The sequence below is a fragment of the Pedobacter yulinensis genome (genome assembly GCF_003029735.1).
GTDB classification, from domain to species: domain Bacteria; phylum Bacteroidota; class Bacteroidia; order Sphingobacteriales; family Sphingobacteriaceae; genus Pedobacter; species Pedobacter yulinensis.
Map to the genome: position 1 here is coordinate 477,389 of NZ_KZ686268.1, position 17,952 is coordinate 495,340.

Annotated in this window: 12 protein-coding genes and 1 tRNA gene; 2 read left to right on the top strand and 11 right to left on the bottom strand. The window is 51.1% G+C overall.

Annotation, left to right across the window (positions count from 1 at the left end; translation table 11 throughout):
- Positions 1-90 precede the first annotated feature (90 nt).
- The 10 genes from C7T94_RS02085 to dapF form a co-directional block, all read right to left on the bottom strand.
- Positions 91-990 (bottom strand): arginase family protein, encoded by a 900-nt coding sequence (locus C7T94_RS02085; protein ID WP_107213170.1) that lies wholly within the window; start codon positions 988-990, stop codon positions 91-93.
- Positions 983-1,678 carry a class I SAM-dependent methyltransferase gene (locus tag C7T94_RS02090; protein ID WP_107213173.1) on the bottom strand — a complete coding sequence of 232 codons (696 nt, stop codon included), beginning with the start codon at positions 1,676-1,678 and terminating at the stop codon, positions 983-985. The genes C7T94_RS02085 and C7T94_RS02090 overlap by 8 nt, the downstream gene beginning before the upstream one ends.
- A 63-nt stretch (positions 1,679-1,741) precedes the next feature.
- A complete protein-coding gene (locus C7T94_RS02095) occupies positions 1,742-3,133 on the bottom strand; it encodes an MBL fold metallo-hydrolase (RefSeq protein WP_107213175.1) in 1,392 nt (463 codons plus the stop codon).
- A gap of 75 nt (positions 3,134-3,208) precedes the next feature.
- A complete protein-coding gene (locus C7T94_RS02100) occupies positions 3,209-3,448 on the bottom strand; it encodes a YtxH domain-containing protein (protein WP_107213177.1) in 240 nt (79 codons plus the stop codon).
- A 94-nt stretch (positions 3,449-3,542) separates the two neighbouring features.
- Positions 3,543-6,440 (bottom strand): DEAD/DEAH box helicase, encoded by a 2,898-nt coding sequence (locus tag C7T94_RS02105; RefSeq protein ID WP_107213178.1) that lies wholly within the window; start codon positions 6,438-6,440, stop codon positions 3,543-3,545.
- A gap of 136 nt (positions 6,441-6,576) precedes the next feature.
- Entirely contained in the window at positions 6,577-7,977 is a 1,401-nt protein-coding gene (locus C7T94_RS02110) for an efflux transporter outer membrane subunit (protein ID WP_107213180.1), read from the bottom strand.
- A gap of 11 nt (positions 7,978-7,988) precedes the next feature.
- Entirely contained in the window at positions 7,989-11,168 is a 3,180-nt protein-coding gene (locus tag C7T94_RS02115) for an efflux RND transporter permease subunit (protein WP_107213182.1), read from the bottom strand.
- Between the two features lie 25 nt (positions 11,169-11,193).
- Entirely contained in the window at positions 11,194-12,363 is a 1,170-nt protein-coding gene (locus C7T94_RS02120) for an efflux RND transporter periplasmic adaptor subunit (protein WP_107213184.1), read from the bottom strand.
- 17 nt (positions 12,364-12,380) lie between these two features.
- Positions 12,381-12,956, bottom strand: coding sequence for a TetR/AcrR family transcriptional regulator (locus C7T94_RS02125; RefSeq protein ID WP_107213186.1), 576 nt, complete (start codon positions 12,954-12,956; stop codon positions 12,381-12,383).
- 156 nt (positions 12,957-13,112) lie between these two features.
- The gene (dapF, locus tag C7T94_RS02130; protein ID WP_107213188.1) at positions 13,113-13,907 is read right to left on the bottom strand and encodes a diaminopimelate epimerase; all 795 of its coding nucleotides are present in this window, start codon (positions 13,905-13,907) and stop codon (positions 13,113-13,115) included.
- Positions 13,908-14,061: 154 nt separating this feature from the next.
- Between dapF and C7T94_RS02135 the strand changes: the two genes are divergently transcribed.
- Together C7T94_RS02135 and C7T94_RS02140 are read left to right on the top strand one after the other, a co-directional pair.
- Complete coding sequence (locus tag C7T94_RS02135) at positions 14,062-15,603, top strand: trypsin-like peptidase domain-containing protein (protein WP_204353192.1); 1,542 nt, start codon at positions 14,062-14,064, stop codon at positions 15,601-15,603.
- A gap of 92 nt (positions 15,604-15,695) precedes the next feature.
- Positions 15,696-15,786 (top strand) — tRNA-Ser (locus C7T94_RS02140).
- A 1,194-nt stretch (positions 15,787-16,980) separates the two neighbouring features.
- On the opposite strand, the gene C7T94_RS02145 is transcribed toward C7T94_RS02140, so the two are convergent.
- Positions 16,981-17,937: a helix-turn-helix domain-containing protein gene (locus tag C7T94_RS02145; protein ID WP_107213192.1), complete on the bottom strand. Its 957-nt coding sequence runs from the start codon at positions 17,935-17,937 to the stop codon at positions 16,981-16,983.
- Between the last annotated feature and the right edge of the window lie 15 nt (positions 17,938-17,952).

Consider the following 17,952-nt stretch of genomic DNA (forward strand, 5'->3'; position numbering starts at 1 on the left):
TCAAATATACGGCTGATCCAGGCCGGCACCGCCTGCCCGCAAGCAATATGACTTTTTACTTAAGACAATTTGACTGTTGGCTGATGTGCGCTAAAAACCCGCATGCTTCATCAATGCGATAAGCTGCTCGGAAAAGAGCGTTGTGCTTTGACCTGTCGGGTCCAGGTCAGGGTCAAGAATGGTAATTTCCATGCCTGCACAACGCGCATCGGTGAGCAAGGGCAATAGGAGTTCACCTAATTCGACATATGAAAGACCCCCGGGCTGCGGACTGTCTACGGCGGGCATGACTGCATTGTCCAGCACATCGGCGTCCAGGTGGATGAAAAACCGGGGCACCTGTTTTTCGTCCAGAAAGCGAATAAAAGATTCGGCACAAGCTATCATTCCCATTTTCTGCAGCTCCGGCAGATCGACGTAAGTAATGGCAGAGCGCTGCAGCGGCTCGAGGTAGCCCGCATCAAAATAACGGTTGCCCACGCACCAAACCTGCTCTTCGGCAAAGTAAGGCCCCAGGCCCTGTATATTGGTTAAAAGATGCGGGCCATGACCGGTAACAAGCGCCAGGTCCATTCCGGCGGCACCACCGGTCGCAGATTGGTCGGGCGTGACAAAATCGGTATGGCCATCCAGGAAAAAGAGCGCGCCCCCACCCTGTTGCTTCAAGGCTAAAGCACTGCCGATGAGGATGCTGCAATCGCCGCCAAGCAAAAGAGCGCAGGTATGCGCAGCGAATGCGGGTCTGAGCAGCTCTGCCTGCCTGCTGGCATATTCCCTGATGGCCGCTGCATTGCGGATGCCTGTAACCGGGTCCAGGTTCATGGTATACGGCGGCGGCGGCAAGGCAGACACGGCCGCGGGGCTAAGCGAGTCATGCAGACCAAGGCCCCTGAGCCGCTCAGGCAATTTGCGAACGCCAGGCGCTGCAGCATGCAGCTGTTTTAGTCCCAGGTTGCTTGGAAATTCGAAGATGTGCAGGGCCTTAGCCATCGCTTTTACGGGTAAGCCGGGCCAGGAACTGGTCCTCTCCGTCATCGTATACCAGTTTGCAGTCCCAGCCATTGCCCGCCGACAGGGTTTGCAGCAGTACGCGGTCCAGGTAAAGCCAGTTGAACCAGGGGCCTTTTTCGCCTTTGTAATTGTATTGGTAGGCAATTTCGCCGTAATAGGATGATCCGGGCATAGGCAGGTCATCGTACAGGTACCTGATATCTGATGAGTCGAACAGCAATTGTCCGCCAGGCGCGAGCAATTGCGCCGCATGGCGCAAAAAATCAAGAAAACCGTTAACAGAGCCACAAAGCCCGATGCCGTTCATCAGCAGCAGCAATGTGTCGAACCGTTCGCCTGTATACTGAAAAATATCCTGTTCAAAGGCACGCTTTACTTTCCGTTTTTTCATGATCTCGACCGCACCGGGTGCGATGTCGATTGCGGTTACCTGCAGGCCGTCTCGCTGAAGCACCAGCGCATGGCTTCCTGCACCGGCGCCAATGTCGAGCACACTGCCGCGGCACATGCGCAAAGCAATGCGTTCGATTTCCGGCATATCACCCTTGCCTCGAAAAAAGACATCAACGGGCATCTCTTCAGGTTCGCCATACGAGTTGTTGAGCCATAATGTATCGCCGCGGCCTGTGGTGTAAAAATCGAGCAGCGCTTTGCTAAAGACATCCATATCCTAAAGGTCGGCAATGTTTACCAGAAAACAGTTGTATATCCTGTCTGAACACGAATCAGGTTATTCCAGCTCGAAACGTTCGTGGTATTCCGGGATGGCCACATGTTTGAAACCTTTGGCGCGTATCCGCAGCGCAAATTTCTGCTGAACTTCATACTCCCCGTGAACGAGAAAAACCTGTTTCACCATCTGGGGGTCCTGGCATGACAGGAAATGCAGCAGGTCTTCACAATCGCCGTGTGCACTCATGGATTTTATGGCCCCCACCTCGGCCTGTACCTGCAGGCGTTCTCCAAAAATATCGACCTCTTTTTCTCCTGCCATCAGGCGGCCGCCAAGCGAAGTTGGTTCACAGTAGCCTACCAGCAGGATCGTGTTCCGGTGGTTGCTGATACAGTTCCTGATATGGTGTTTGACCCGGCCGGCCTCAGCCATTCCCGAAGCAGAAATGACCACGCATGGCCGCGGATCTGCGTTCAGCGCTTTTGACTCTTCGACACGTTCTATAAACCGCAGCCCTTTAAAAGCAAAAGGATCGGCATCGCGCTTCATGACCTCTTTTACTCCGTTATTGTACACCTCAGGGTGGTCTTTCAGCACCTCTGTAGCCTGCAATGACAGCGGGCTGTCTACAAAATAAGGAACATCTGGCAGTTTGCCCTTCAGCTCCAGGCCGTTCAGTGCATACAGCACTTCCTGTGTACGACCTACACTAAAGGCCGGAATGATCAATTTGCCTTTTTTAACCTCGCAGGTCTGGTGTATGTATTCGAGCAAAGCGTCTTCAATCGGTTCCAGGTCCTTATGCAGGCTATCGCCATAGGTTGACTCCATAATGATGTAATCTGCCTGCGAAAACTGCTGCGGACTTTTAAGCAGCAAATCGCCATACCGGCCAACGTCGCCGCTAAAAGACAGGCGGATTTTTTTGTCACCTTCCCTGATGCTCAGGTGTGCCGCGGCACTGCCTACCACATGCCCCGCGTCTGTAAAGCGTAAGGTAACCGCATCGCTGATCTCGAAGTCTTCATTATAGTCGACGATCTTAAACAGCGACATGGTTTTGGTCACATCGTCTTCGGTATAAAGCGCCTCGGTCTTCTCTTTGCTGTTGCGGTTATGGTATTCTGCATCCTGTTCCTGGATATGTGCTGAATCCATCAATAGAACCCGGCAAAGATCCATGGTAGCCGCAGTAGCAAATATTTTGCCTTCGAAGCCTTCGGCAACCAACCTGGGCAGCAGGCCGCAGTGGTCAATATGGGCGTGGCTGAGTACCACGTAATTTACCCGCTGCGGATTGAAACCAAAATATCCGTTTAGTTTATCGGTTACCTGCCCCATACCCTGGAACAGGCCGCAGTCGAGTAAAATAGCGGTACCGTCATTTAATTCAATAAGGTGTTTACTGCCGGTCACTGTACGTGCGGCACCATGAAAAGAGAGATGCATATTGTCTGAAATAGGTGGTAAATAAAAAGAGAAACCCAAATAGATTTCCCTTTTTCGAATGGATGCAGGAAGTGATTAGGGTTTCACTTCGGCATATTTGTCTTTTGCTGCCTGGGCAGCATCGGTCGCGGCAGAAGTAACGCGGTCTGCCAGAGACGAAATTTTTTCTTTAGAGGAGTCGAAAAGGTCACAAAACCAGTCGGTCACTTTCGATTTCATTTCCTCATTTTTGCTTGATGTGATCAGCAAGGCGGCAACAGCGCCGAGGGCAGCTCCTGCAAGTACGCCTGTAAGTATTTTTGTTTCCTTTGTCATAACCAGGGTTTTTAGAGTTTCTACCCTAGCAAACAATGCAGGCTGCAAAAGGTTCTGAGCTTCTGGTTTTTTCAGGTTTGCCGGTGAAGCCTACCTAGCTTAAAATTTCCCTGATGTCGTCTTTGGTTAGCGATTTAATAAAACTTTCTTCGGTCGTAATCAGGGCACTGGCAAGTGACTTTTTCCGTTTCTGAAGGGCGAGGATCTTTTCCTCGACGGTGTCTTTAGCGATGAACTTATAGATGAAAACCTTTTTTTCCTGGCCAATGCGGTGGGTACGGTCTATGGCCTGCTGTTCGACCGCCGGGTTCCACCAGGGGTCTAAGATGAATACATAGTCTGCCTGGGTCAGGTTGAGGCCAACACCACCTGCTTTGAGGGAGATCAGGAAGACCTTCAGGTTGCTGTCTTCCTGGAATCTCGAAACAACTTCGCCGCGGTTACGGGTACCACCATCCAGGTAAGCATATGCAATCTGCTCCCTTTCAAAATGTTTCCGGAAGATTTCCAGGTGTTTAACAAACTGTGAGAAGACCAGCACTTTATGCCCGCCCTTCAACACATTATCGAGCGTATGCACCACGTTTTCGAACTTGCCCGAATCTGCAGCGTAGGCCTGGTCGATCATGAGCGGATGGTTGGCCAGTTGCCTGAGGGCTGTGAGCCCCTGCAGGAGTTGTACCTGTTTCTGCGCAAACGTACCGTTATCCATGCTTTCTAGCAGGTCATTGCGGTAGGCAGACTTTGTCTTTTCGTAATAGGCCGCCTGGTCTTCACTCATGTCGCAATAAAACACCTGTTCGGTTTTTGGCGGAAGCTCGGCAGCAACCTGCTCCTTGGTACGCCGCAACACAAAAGGTTTGATAATGCTTTGAAGTTTCCGTGCCTTGTCCTCATCTTTTTTCTTCTCAATGGCCTGCACATATTCTTCATTAAAAAAGGCCTGTGAGCCCAGCAACCCCGGGTTCAGGAATGTGAGCTGCGGCCAGAGGTCGCCCACTGAATTTTCGACCGGCGTGCCGCTCAAAATAAGCCTGTATTTTGATTTAAGCGCACGTACCGATTTGAACGACTTAGAGCCGGGGTTCTTGATGTTCTGGCTTTCATCGAGAATGATGTAGTTGAAATAAAAATTCTCGAGCAGCGCTACATCGATCCGTGTTACGCCGTAAGTGGTAATAATGAGGTCGTACCTGCCAAACAGCGACAGGTCTTTGGCCCGGTTGGTACCCGTATGCGCAAGTATTTTCAGTTTAGGGGTGAACTTCTTCGCCTCATTTGTCCAATTGTGGATCAGCGAGGTAGGCATGATGATCAGTGAGGGGTGGTGGCTGTTGTTTTGCTCGTTCTCCTCTTTCACCTTTTGCAGCATGGCCAGCGTTTGCACGGTTTTTCCAAGCCCCATATCGTCGGCCAGGCAGCCGCCGAAATTGTACTCGCGCAAAAATCCGAACCAGTTGTAGCCCGCTTTCTGGTAGCTGCGCAGGTCTCCCCTGAAATGTATTGGCAGATTCGTATCATCGATCTGCTCAAAGTCGTTAAGGCGCTGCAGTTTTCGCTGAAGCGTAACATTGGTAATGCTGTCTTCGGCCAGCTCATTGACCAGGCCAATGTGGTGCTTTTTCAGTTTAAGCGCCTTGCCCGACTCGGCCAGGCTGAACAGTGTTCCGTACTGCGCAAACCACTTGTCGGGAATAATCGCAATTTCGCCATCGGGCAGCATGAACTCGCGCCGTTTATGCAGGATGTGCTGTTTCAGTTCGATGAACGGAATCTGGTACTTGCCAAAATAAACGATCGCATAAATGTCGAACCAGTCGTTGCCTTCTTTTACCTCCAGGTCGATCTTGTTGGCACCGATCACGAAGCGCTTTTGCCCTGTCTGCTGTTCAATATCGAAGCCCTGACCCTGCAGTTCCTCAATGTGCTCATTGATCCAGTTCAGAACGGCATAACTTTGATCGGCATCTTCTGCCAGGCCGGAAACCTCCAGGTTGCTGAATAATGCGCTTGTTTTTTTAAGGCCAAGCCGCGTCAGGATGGCAAATTTTTCCTTTTCCCAGTCCAGCGACCGTTTCACCCTGTGAAAGATGTAATTGTCGCCGTCTTTCTCCAGGCGCACTGTGACTTTCCGATCGTTGCCCATGGCAAAAAGATACTCGCCATAACGAAAATAAACCTGTATCTGGGATATTCCGCCATCCACATATATAACTTTCAGGATTGGCCGGGCTTCATACTTTTCGGTACGGATCTCAAAGCCTTCGGCATAAACGTTATATTTTTCGATCAGCGGACCGACAAATTTCTCGAAATAGGTCTTTTCTGTAGCCTTTGGAATGGCGATATACCTTTTGCCAAGGAAAGGCTGCAGTTTCTTGCCCTCTATACCCTGTTCAAAATAGTAAAGCACATCATCCAGCAGGAGCCAGGCCGGCTGGTTGCTGACCACCTGTGCATCTTTGAACATAAATTCGATCCGCTGCCCCTGGTATTTGATGGTCGGAAAGTAGCGCGTTTCGGTTTCATTTCTTCTGAAATGGAAAAGGACCGAGGCCGCTTCTGCAGCCAGGCCGATTTTCCGTTCTACCGGCCAGCCGTCTTTACCCATCAGGTACAGGCTGTCTTTTGTCTTGAGGATCTCGAGTGCTTCTGCGAGTTTTTTCTCTATTCTCGGGCGTACATTTTCATAAAACTTCTCATCAAAGATCTTGGTGAAAAACTCACTGGAGCGCACGCTTTTTTTGTGGTACTTTTTGATCAGGTAGTCCTGTTCGATCTCGTCCAGTATTTTGATGAGCCTGATGTCTGTCGCGTCAAGGCTGCAGTCATAGTCTTTTGCCGTATGTGTAAAAACCCGCTGATAACTCAATGAAAAATCGCCCTGCGGATTCAGCTGAACAACATGAGGTTCAATGAGGTAGCCGAGAAATTCATGTTTACAAAGTGAGTAAACCATTCGGCAGGGTTTTTCAGTATCGGCAAGTAACATGGCAGACCAGGTAAAAGTCACGGAGCTATGCTCCAAAAAAACCTTTAAACATACATCAAATTGAACGAACAATCAAAAAAAAGCCCCGCAGCTCTGAAAAAAACTGCGGGGCCTTAGTTGTTCAGTTCTGTACCTGCTAACGCCAGCCGCCACCAAGCGCCCGGTAAAGGTTCACAACCGCCTGCAATTTCTGCAGCTGGTCGTTTACTCCGGCCAGCTGGGCAGACAGCAGCGCCTGTTCTGAGGTCAGCACGTCTGTATAATTGGTTGCTGAACTGTAGCGAAGCAATTCCTTGGTATAATCTACAGCTTTGGTCAGTGATGCAATCTGTTTGCTGCGGCTGTCCTGCTTGTCTGTCGCAGCCTGGTAAGCGTACAGGTAATTCGAAACTTCATTGCCGGCATTGAGCAGCGACTGCTGAAAATCGTTGTAGGCAATCTGTTGGCTTGCCTGGGCGCTGCGCAACCTGGCCTTGTTCTGCCCGCGGTTAAAAATGGGCTGTGTCAGGCCGCCAACAATGTTGTAGAATATCGATTGAGAAAAGAAGTTTTGCAGCTGCAGGGATGACAGCCCGCCCGCTGCCGTCAGGGTTAATGACGGATAGAAGAACGTGCGGGCAACGTTTGTATTCTCGAAAGCCGCACGAAATGCGAATTCAGCCTGCTGAACATCTGGGCGGTTTTGCAGCAGCTGGCTCGAAATACCCGTTTCCAGACTAGCCAGCGGGACCTGGTTTTCCAGTTTGCCGCGCACAATCGTGCCGGGTGCTCGGGCCAGGAGAATGCTCAGCGCATTTTCTGTTTCGCGAATGCTGCGTTTCAGATCAGGAACGGTCACCTCGGCGGCATACCGGTTGGCCTCACTCTGCACAACCGCCGCTCCGTTCACAACCGCGCCTTCTTTTAAAGCCTTCATCGTTTCCACATCCTGTATGCGTATACGGATCGTTTCCTCGGTAATGGCCAGCTGTTTATCGAGCGCCAGCAGTGCATAATAATTGTTGGCTATGTTGCTGATCAGCTGTGTTTGTATGGCACGTTTGGCCGCCTCGGTCTGAAGCAGGGTAGCCAGGGCAGCACGCCTGCCGCTGCTCAGTTTACCCCAGATGTCGGCTTCCCAGGAAGTGCTGAGCTGCGCGCGGTAGGTCTGAGTTTCCAGGTTGATATTGATGCCCGGCGGAAAGTTGAGTGCGGCGCGCGACTGTTTGTTGTCGGCAACCGACACGTCGGCACTCAGACTCGGCAAAAAGGCTGCACGGCTCTGGCGCAGCGCCGCATCGGCAGATTTGATGCGTTCCATGGCCGACCTCAGGTCCAGGTTTTTTTCCAGGCCTTCGCGAACCAGTGACTGGAGTACAGGGTCTGTAAACAGGCTGTCCCACCGCATTTGCCCAATCGAATTCGTGTCTGCAGACTGCACATCGCGGTACAAGCCCTTGTCTGGTACGGCCGGGCGTTCGTATTGCCTGGTTACACAGGCGCCGGCACCCAGCAGCAGGAGCATAAAAAGTAAGGTATATTTTTTAAACTGTGTCATGTTTGTGAATGCTAATGTTGATCATTACGCGAAGGGCGCTCAGCGGCATCTTCTGCACGCGCAGCTTCCATATCTGCTTCAAACGGCGATTTGTTGCTCACCTTTTCCTGCAGCATCTGGAAAATGATGAACAGTGCAGGGATAACGAAAATGCCAAAGATGGTACCGAAAAGCATTCCGCCTACGGCGCCTGTACCGATGGACGAGTTGCCCGCCGCACCTACACCTCTTGACAGCATGAGCGGCAAAAGGCCAAGGATAAAGGCAAAAGAAGTCATCAGGATGGGCCGCAAACGGGCGGTAGCCCCTTCTATAGCCGCGGGAACAATGTCCATTCCTTTCCGGCGCCGGTCGAGTGCATATTCTACGATCAGGATGGCATTTTTGGCCAGCAGGCCCACCAGCATAATAAGTGTGATCTGCGTATAGATGTTGTTGTCAATGCCAAATATTTTGTCAAAAATGAACGTACCGGTCAGGCCGACAGGCAGGGAAATAAGCACGGCAAACGGCAGCACATAACTTTCATACTGGGCCGCCAGCAGGAAGTATACGAACACCACGCAAAGCATGAAGATAAAGACCGTTTGGCTGCCGGCAGACTGCTCCTCGCGCGACAGACCTGAGAACTCGTATCCATATCCGGCAGGCAGTTTTTGCGCAGCAACTTCTTTGATCGCATTAAGCGCATCGCCAGAGCTGAACCCTGGCTTGGGGTTTCCGGTAACCTGGATCGAGGTATACAGGTTAAACCTTGAAATGGTTTGCGGCCCGTAAACCTTGCTCAGGCTTATAAACTCTGTAATGGGTGCCATGGCTCCCGCTTTCGTACGCACATAGATGTTGTTCAGACTTTCCTCGTTGGTACGGTATTTAAAGTCGGCCTGGAATACCACCCGGTATTGTTTGCCAAATTTGTTGAAGTTTGATGCATACACACCGCCATAATAGCCCTGCAGGACCCCTAGCACATCATTAACGCTTAGTCCTGCCTGTTTGATCTTGGCAACATTGGCCGTTACCAGGAACTGCGGAAAGTTCACGTTAAACGCTGTCGAAGCATACTGGATCTCCGGACGCTTGCTAAGCTCAGCCAGGAACTCATTGGCGGTGTTGCTGAACTTGGCAATTTCACCCCCGGTGCGGTCCTGCAGCTGAAATTCGAAGCCGCCGCTGGTGCCGAAGCCCTGAATGGTCGGAGGAGCAAAGAAGATCACACGTGCTTCTTTAATGCTGGCCGTCTTTGCAAAGAGCTCTGCTATAATTGCTTTCACGTCGCGGTCCCGCTCGTTCCAGGGGCTCAGCCTGGTGATTACCATGCCGTATGCGCTGCCGCTGCCGCTGATCATAGCGCGACCAACAACCCGCAGGGTGCTGTTTACTTCAGGAACCGTGCGCACAATGCTGTCAATTTTCCGCACCACTTCATCCGTGCGTTCTTTGGACGAAGACGGGGGTAAGGAAATGTCAGACATGATGGTGCCTAAATCTTCGTTCGGCACAAATCCCTTTGGCGTGGTGTTCATGGTCCAGACCAGCACCGCGGTAAAACCAAGTATAATGACACCTGCGATCCATTTCTTCTTAGCCAGGAAAGATACGGCACCTTTATACCGGTTCGTCATGCGGTCGAAAGAGGTATTGAAAGCCGTATAAAAACGTTGTATGAAATTTTTCTTGTGGCCATGGTCATCAGCATGCGGTTTCAGGAACAGCGCACACAGCGCCGGACTCAAGGTCAGGGCATTAATCGCCGAGAGAATGATCGAAATGGCCAGCGTAAGGCCGAACTGTTTGTAGAATACACCCGATGAGCCCTGGATAAAACTAACAGGCACGAATACCGCAGCCATGACCAGCGTGATCGAAATGATGGCCCCGGTAATATCTTCCATCGCATCGACCGTTGCTTTCCTGGCCGATTTGTACCCCTGATCCAGTTTGGCATGTACCGCCTCGACCACAACGATCGCATCATCGACCACAATACCAATGGCGAGCACGAGCGCAAACAGCGTAAGCAGGTTGATGGTGAAACCGAACAGGTTCAGGAAGAAAAATGTACCGATAATGGCCACAGGAACCGAGATGGCCGGGATCAGCGTAGACCGAAAGTCCTGTAGAAAAATGAACACGACCAGGAACACGAGGATAAACGCTTCGATAAGGGTATGGACAACCTTGTCGATAGAGGCATCGAGGAAGTCATTCACGTTCACCAACGGCAGGTAGTGAATTCCTTTCGGAAAACTGGCAGAAGCGTTTTCCAGCACCTGCAGCGATCCTTCAATCACTTCTTTGGCATTCGAACCGGCGGTCTGGTTGATGGCCACACCAAGCCCCTGCTTGCCGTTTACACGAACAGTGCTGGCATAACTTTGTGCGCCCATTTCAATCCGGGCCACGTCTTTAAGGCGAAGAACCTCGCCGCTTTCGCTGGCGCGGATAATCATGTTGCCGAACTCAGTTTCGCTTTTCAGCCGGCCGGTATATTTCAGGGTATACTCAAATGACTGGTTGCCCTCTTCACCGAACTGCCCCGGCGCCGCTTCGATGTTTTGTTCCGCAAGGGCTGTGCTGATGTCTGCCGGAATCAATCCATAGGCAGTCATGACATCGGGCTTAAGCCAAAGGCGCATCGTATAATCCGAACGGCCGAAGGCACTCGCATCGCCCACCCCGTTAATCCGTTTAATCTGCGGAACCAGGTTGATCTCTGCATAATTCTGAAGAAATTTCTGGTCGTAAGACGGGTTATCGCTATAAAGTGCAAAAATCAGCACGTTACTCGGCTGCCGTTTCGAGGTAATGACACCGGCACGGGTTACTTCCTGCGGGAGCAGGCTGGTGGCACGCGAGACACGGTTTTGTACGTTCACTGCTGCCAGGTCCGGATTGGTACCCAGCTTAAATGTAATGGATATGGTTGCTGTACCATCGTTGCCGGCCGTAGAGGTCATGTATGCCATGTCTTCTACACCATTGATCTGCTCTTCCAGCGGCACGACAACGCTGTTCATGACAACGTCGGCATTGGCTCCCTGGTAAGAGGCCTGAACCTGGACCGTTGGCGGCGCAATTTCAGGATATTGTGAGACCGGAAGTGTTGCCAGTCCGAGAATTCCCAGGATCACGATGATGATGGAAATAACGGTTGACAATACCGGCCTTTCTATGAATTTTTTAAACATGATTTTCTGGTTGCGGTGTTAACGGTTAGTTTTTCAGTTCTGCGAACACACTGTCTGCGGGGCGCTCCTCGGCCTTGATCTTGGTGCCGTCTTTCAGACCGGAGAACCCTTCGAGCACGATTTTATCGCCCGCCTTGAGTCCTTTAGTTACCACGTAAAAGTTACCCTTGGTATTGGCCATGATCTCGATTTCTACAGCCTTTACCGCCCCGGTCTGGTCTACCTGGTAAGCGAATTTTTTACCCTGGATATCTGATGTAGACTTCTGCGGAATCAGAATGGCAGCATCGAGGTGTTTGGGTATGCGTACCAAAGCGCTTGCCCCGCTTCTGAGCAGGATGGAAGGGTTTGGAAATGTAGCCCGCATGCTTGCCGACCCGGTTTGCGTGTCGATCTGCCCGCTTACGGTCTCGATACGGCCATTTTGCGCATACACCGTGCCATCTGAAAGAATCAGGGATACCGAGGGAATCTGGCGGATTTTATCTGTAAGCGTTGCGCCCTTGTAGTCGCGAGAAAAATCAAGGATCTGTTTCTCATTCAGGGAGAAATACGCGTAAACTTTGGCAATGTTTGAAATGGTTGTGAGCGGTTCAGCGCTTTGGCTGCTAACCAGCGCGCCGGTCTTGTACGGAATGCGGCCAATGACCCCATTTACGGGAGCGACCACACGGGTATAACCGAGGTTTACATTGGCATTGGCCAGGGCGGCCCGTGCCTGGGCCAGGGCGGCCTGCTTGATTTTCAGGTTGTACTCAGCAGATTCCAGGTCAAACTTGCTGATGATGTCTTTTTCAACAAGCGGCTTGGTTTTATTGTATTGAAGTTTTGCTGCGTTTACTTCGGCTTCGGCACTGTTTACAGCTGCTTTGGCTGTACGAACTTCCTGCTCGTATTGCGGCGCATTGATGGAAAACAGCGGCTGCCCCTGCTTAACCGTGGCCCCCTCGTCGACAAAGATCTTTTCGATAAAGCCATCAATTTTCGGCCTGATGTCAATATTTTGCTGTCCTTCGAGCGTTGCTGGATAGTCGCTCTCGAGGGTCGTGCTTTGACTGGTGAGGGTAACGACAGGGTAGCTTTGGGGCTGGTCGGCACCTGCCTGGGCAGCCTTGTCCTCTTTCTTGCCGCCGCATGAAGAAAGCAGCAGGGCTGAACAGCCCAGGGTGAAAATGAAAGTCTGTATTGTTTTCATGTTTGTTATATGCTCTTTTATATGAAAATGGATTTTAGGATGACGTCTTTTCGTTCGTCTATAAAACGTTCGTATTTGGTGTTGCTCAGGTCGAAAAGCCGTCGATACAGCGGCCCCATTATGACCGGGTAAGACAGCATGGAAAACAGGTTGACCAGGAAATGCATGGGATCCATGCGCATAATTGTTCCTTTTTCCATCTCGGCGGCGATCTCGTCAAGAAACGCGATCAGGTTGGCGTTCTTTTTTTTGTGCTGCATGAAATCTTTGTTGCTGATCTCGGTGATCAGAAAGGATTCCTTGAACGGGTACTGCCGCACTTCGCGCAGGTAAACTTCAATGAAACGCTCAATTTTCTCCCTGAAAGGCAGTTTGGCAGCAAGTGCTTCGTCCAGCTGGCTGCGTTTGCTTTCTACCGCTTCGTTGTAAACCTGCTCAAAGAGCAGATCGCGCGAGCCGAAATAATAATTCAGCAGCGTGCGGTTTACGCCGGCTGCATCAGCAATCTCCTGCGTGGTCGCGTGCAGGTTCCCCTGCCTGAAAAAGATGTCTTTTGCTGTTTGTTTGATCAGCTCTTCCGTCGCTTTTTCCATGCCCCGTTTTTTATCGCCAGTGTTTAACAATTTTGTCAAACGCCAAAAGTAGGTGGATTCGCGACTTCGCTCTGTCAGAGAATCATCATTTAATCAAACGATTAATTTAAGTAAGTGTAATTGTTACACTTTGACGGCTTGTTTTAGCCGGCCGGCTCAGCGTGTTCCTGTAAAAACGAGTTCTGCGGGGCCACAAAGAAAAATGCCTGTAAACTGCCCGTGATGATGGTCAAAGTCAATGCGCAGGTTTCCGCCGAGAACCTTGACCGGGGTACTGATGTGCCCGTGTTTACCAGTGGCGGCGGCATGAGCCAGGGCGACCGCTGTAACGCCGGTACCACAGGCATATGTCTCGTCCTCGACGCCGCGCTCAAAAGTTCTGACGAACAGATGGTCGCCGAAGTCCTCGACGAAATTGACATTAATGCCCTTGGCACCGTAGGTTTCGTTGTTTCGAATGGCCTTGCCTTCACTATATACATCGAGCGTATCCAGCCCCTGGGTTTGAAGGACATAATGCGGCGAACCGGTATCGAGCACCCATGCTTCGCCGTCGCGGTTAATCTGGTTCACATTGATCATCTGGAGCTCCACCCAGTTCCCTTCGGGTGAAATTTTGGCATAATGCGGGCCGTCAACTGCCAAAAAGTTCGTTTCGCGGTCAATAAGTCGCAGCTGTTTTGCGAAGGCAACGATACAGCGACCGCCATTTCCGCACATGCTTCCCGGCATACCATCGGCATTGTAATACACCATTTCGAAATCAAATTCCGGATGGCTCTGCAGCAGCATGAGTCCGTCTGCGCCAATACCAAAGCGCCGGTCGCAAAGTTTCGAAACCGCCTCATAATCATCAGAATTAAAGAATAAGCTGCGGTTATCGACCAGAATAAAGTCGTTTCCAGCACCCTGGTATTTGTAAAAATGAAGCGGCTGAGTTTCAGTATTCATATGTTGCTTTGGTGTGTCAGATGAAACCAAATGCTTTAGCTAAGTGTTTCATTTAACATAATTTAACAGAAAAATAGAGGTTGCTGTGATACAAATATCGTTGATATGGTGCTAAATTTGATCATCACAACGCAAAAAGAAAATTAGGAGCTATATGAAAAAGATAATGAGTTATGCAGTTCTGGCCGCGTTTATAGGTGGCGCGGCAGCCATAGGAGGATATAAACTCCTTGAGCATAAAGCAGAAAATGCATCTTTGGAGGAAAAGCAAAAAGTTTACTTTGCAAATAATCCCTTAAAAATATCATCTGCAGGAGCAGAAGACTTTGTACAGGCAGCGGCGGCAGTTTCGCCGGCAGTTGTTCACATTAAGACCACGTATAGCGCAAGCGGGCGCTCTGCCCGGAGCAGCTCGCCATTTGACATGTTCGACGATTTCTTCGGCGGCGGCGGCAGGCGGATGCAGCGTGCACCGCGGGCAGCTTCCGGCTCAGGCGTAATTTTGTCTGAAGACGGCTATATCGTAACCAATAACCACGTTGTAGATAATGCGGAGAAAATCGACGTCATTCTGACTGACAAGCGTCGAATGACAGCCAAAGTGGTCGGTAAAGATCCGAATACAGACCTTGCCCTTTTGAAAATTGAGGCCAGGGGCCTGCCGGTGGTGAAAATGGGCAACTCTGACAATGTGCAGGTCGGCGAATGGGTGCTGGCCGTCGGTTATCCGCTCGATCTTCAGACCACCGTTACCGCTGGTATTGTCAGTGCAAAGGCCCGCCAGATCGGTATCCTGGCGCAAGACCAGCAGCAACCCCTTACAGAAGAGGAATATGAAGAGTACATGCGTTCGGGCAAAGTTCCTGAGCGTGCAGCCAATCAAAGCATTGAATCATTCATCCAGACAGATGCGGCAATCAATCCCGGCAACAGCGGGGGTGCGCTTGTGAATGCAAATGGAGAGCTAATCGGCATCAACTCAGCGATAGCTTCACAATCTGGCCGCAACGAGGGTTATGGTTTTGCCATCCCGGTCAACCTGGCCAAAAAGATCCTTGATGACTTCATGCGTTTCGGAACCGTTAAACGTGGGTATGTAGGTGTGAGTTTCCGTGCACTTGATGCAGAAGCCGCGGAGCAGCTGAACATCAAAGACCTGAACGGCCTGTATGTAAATGAAGTGGTGCCTAATGGCGGTGCAGCGGCAGCAGGTATCCAAAAAGGAGACATCATTAAAAAGGTAGATGGCAAAGTGGTGTCAGATGCTCCTGATCTGCAGGAAAAAATTGGCCGCATGAATCCCGGCGACCGCGTGAAACTGACTGTATTGCGCAATGGCCAGATGAAGGATTTCAATGTGACCCTGAAAGGAGAAAGTGTGAATAAACTGGCAGCCAATGCAAATTCAGGCTCGAAAGCTGCGGTCAGCGCAGGAGCCAGTTTTGCACCAGCCAGCGCTGAGCAAAAGGCCCGTTACAATGTCAAAAACGGCGTGGTTGTAACCAACGTACAGCCTGGTAAAGCTTTTGACATGTATGGCATTCCGCAGGGTCTGCTGATCACATCGGTAAACGGCATTGCGGTAAACAGTGCAGCCGATGTGGAGAAGGCTTTGCCGCAAACCAAGAACAACATGGTCAATATTACGGGAGTAAGCCCGAATGGCACCATCAGTTATAATTACCAGGCGCGATAACGCGAAGGAAAAAGTAAAGAAAGAGCTCACCGGATGCGGTGGGCTTTTTTTACGTCGGAAAAAATGATAGTTTTGTGGCCCGGTTAAAAAAAGGAGAGGTGTCCGAGTGGTTGAAGGAGCACGCCTGGAAAGTGTGTATACCTCTAAAGGGTATCGAGGGTTCGAATCCCTCTCTCTCCGCCAACGAACCGAAGCCCCGCTGAAAGCAGGGTTTTTGTTTTTTACAGCGTTGCGAAGTGCAGCTTCAGCAAAAGCGGCAAAAAACAAAAACCGGCGAGCGGAGCGAGCAAAGCTTCGGTTCGTTGCAGCCACCCCCCTCAGGGATCACCGCAGCGCCGGCCGCAGCGCAGCGGAGAACGGCGCGGAGGTAACTTGGTCAAATCAAGCGTGAGCAAAGCTTCGGTTCGTTGCAGCCACCCCCCTCAGGGGTCACCGCAGCGCCGGCCGCAGTGCAGCGGAGAACGGCGCGGAGGTAACTTGGTCAAATCAAGCCTGAGCAAAGCTTCAGTTCGTTGCAGCCACCCCCCTCAGGGATCACCGCAGCGCCGGCCGCAGTGCAGCGGAGAACGGCGCGGAGGTAACTTGGTCAAATCAAGCGTGAGCAAAGCTTCGGTTCGTTGCAGCCACCCCCCTCGGGGATCACCGCGGCGCCGGCCGCAGTGCAGCGGAGAATGGCGCGGAGGTAACTTGGTCAAATCAAGCGTGAGCAAAGCTTCAGTTCGTTGCAGCCACCCCCCTCAGGGATCACCGCGGCGCCGGCCGCAGTGCAGCGGAGAACGGCGCGGAGGTAACTTGGTCAAATCAAGCGTGAGCAAAGCTTCAGTTCGTTGCAGCCACCCCCCTCAGGGATCACCGCGGCGCCGGCCGCAGTGCAGCGGAGAACGGCGCGGAGGTAACTTGGTCAAATCAAGCGTGAGCAAAGCTTCGGTTCGTTGCAGCCACCCCCTCAGGGATCACCGCGGCGCCGGTCGCAGTGCAGCGGAGAACGGCGCGGAGGTAACTTTGTCAAATCAAGCGTGAGCAAAGCTTCGGTTCGTTGCAGCCACCCCCCTCAGGGATCACCGCGGCGCCGGCCGCAGTGCAGCGGAGAACGGCGCGGAGGTAATCACAGCAACAATAAGGTAATCAGGAGCAAAGACGAAAGAGCAAGGAATAATGACTGGGTGCAGACCGCTTAGCAATGGTCAATGCGTAAATGAAAAAATGGAGCGGCAATGACCGCTTCGTTTTTGCTGCAACTCCCCTCAGTATCACCGCAACAGCTCGAACACGCACCAAGTGTTTTTATTTTCAGCATAGCTCTTCAATCTCATCAGCCGGATTGCACAAAGACATGTTTCAATGATGCCTTTAATCATTAAGTCCAAGATATCACTATTACTTCTGCTGTTGGGACCACTTCTTGGGCTTCATGCCCATGTGTTCTTCGAAGAGTCTTCCGAAGTAACTGAGGTTGCTGAACCCCAGCCGGTAACCCGTTTCAGAGACAGAGAGTTTCTCCTCTTTCAGTAACCGTGCCGCCTCCGCCATGCGGAGATGCTGATGGTAAGCGTACAAGCCTTTGCCAAATACCTGCGTAAAAAGCTTGCGCAATTTGAGCTCGTTCATACCGCTTAACCGGATTAAATCATCAACCAGCAAGACTTCATTCAGCGATGCCGCTATCGCATTCCTGACCTGATATACGGCGTCAATTTCTTTTTTACTTATGTGCTGATGCGACACCGGTTCCCTGCGTGAAAGATTGCTGAACAGATGATATAGCATTTCCAGGCATTTCAGGCGGAAAAAGGCATCTGTAAGGGCAAGTTGATGGCCACTATGCGTCATTTCGTCAACCAGCGCTGCTATTTCCGGCGATATGAATTCTTCTATCCAGAACGTGTGTTCTACGTTAAACAGGTAGCTGAAGCGTTGCTGATCCTGGCCTAAAAACCGCTTCAAATAAGCCGACTCGATCAGGATTGTAATCTGCCTTATTTGCGTTTGTTCCGAAAAATTGACGCTGCTATCCAAATGAGACGGTGTAATGCGAACATGGGGGCGTTCCTGGAGGTAGGCTCGTGTCGGACTGCCTGCGATCCGGTCTTCATGAAAAACATTTTGGAACGAAATTAACAATCCGTTTTCAATTGTGGTTATCGGGCTGCGCTGAAACGTCAGATCCTTCTTTGCCAACAATGAGCGAATCATTACCAGCATATCCGGCAGCAAATCAACGACACGAATCTCCTGTATCTGCAGGGTAGCAATCATGTATGCCTGCTCCTTAACCGGCATGCCGATTTTTGTAGCCAGATCCAGCATCGCCCGCTGTTTAGTGTCCTTATTCATTTAATGGACTATTAA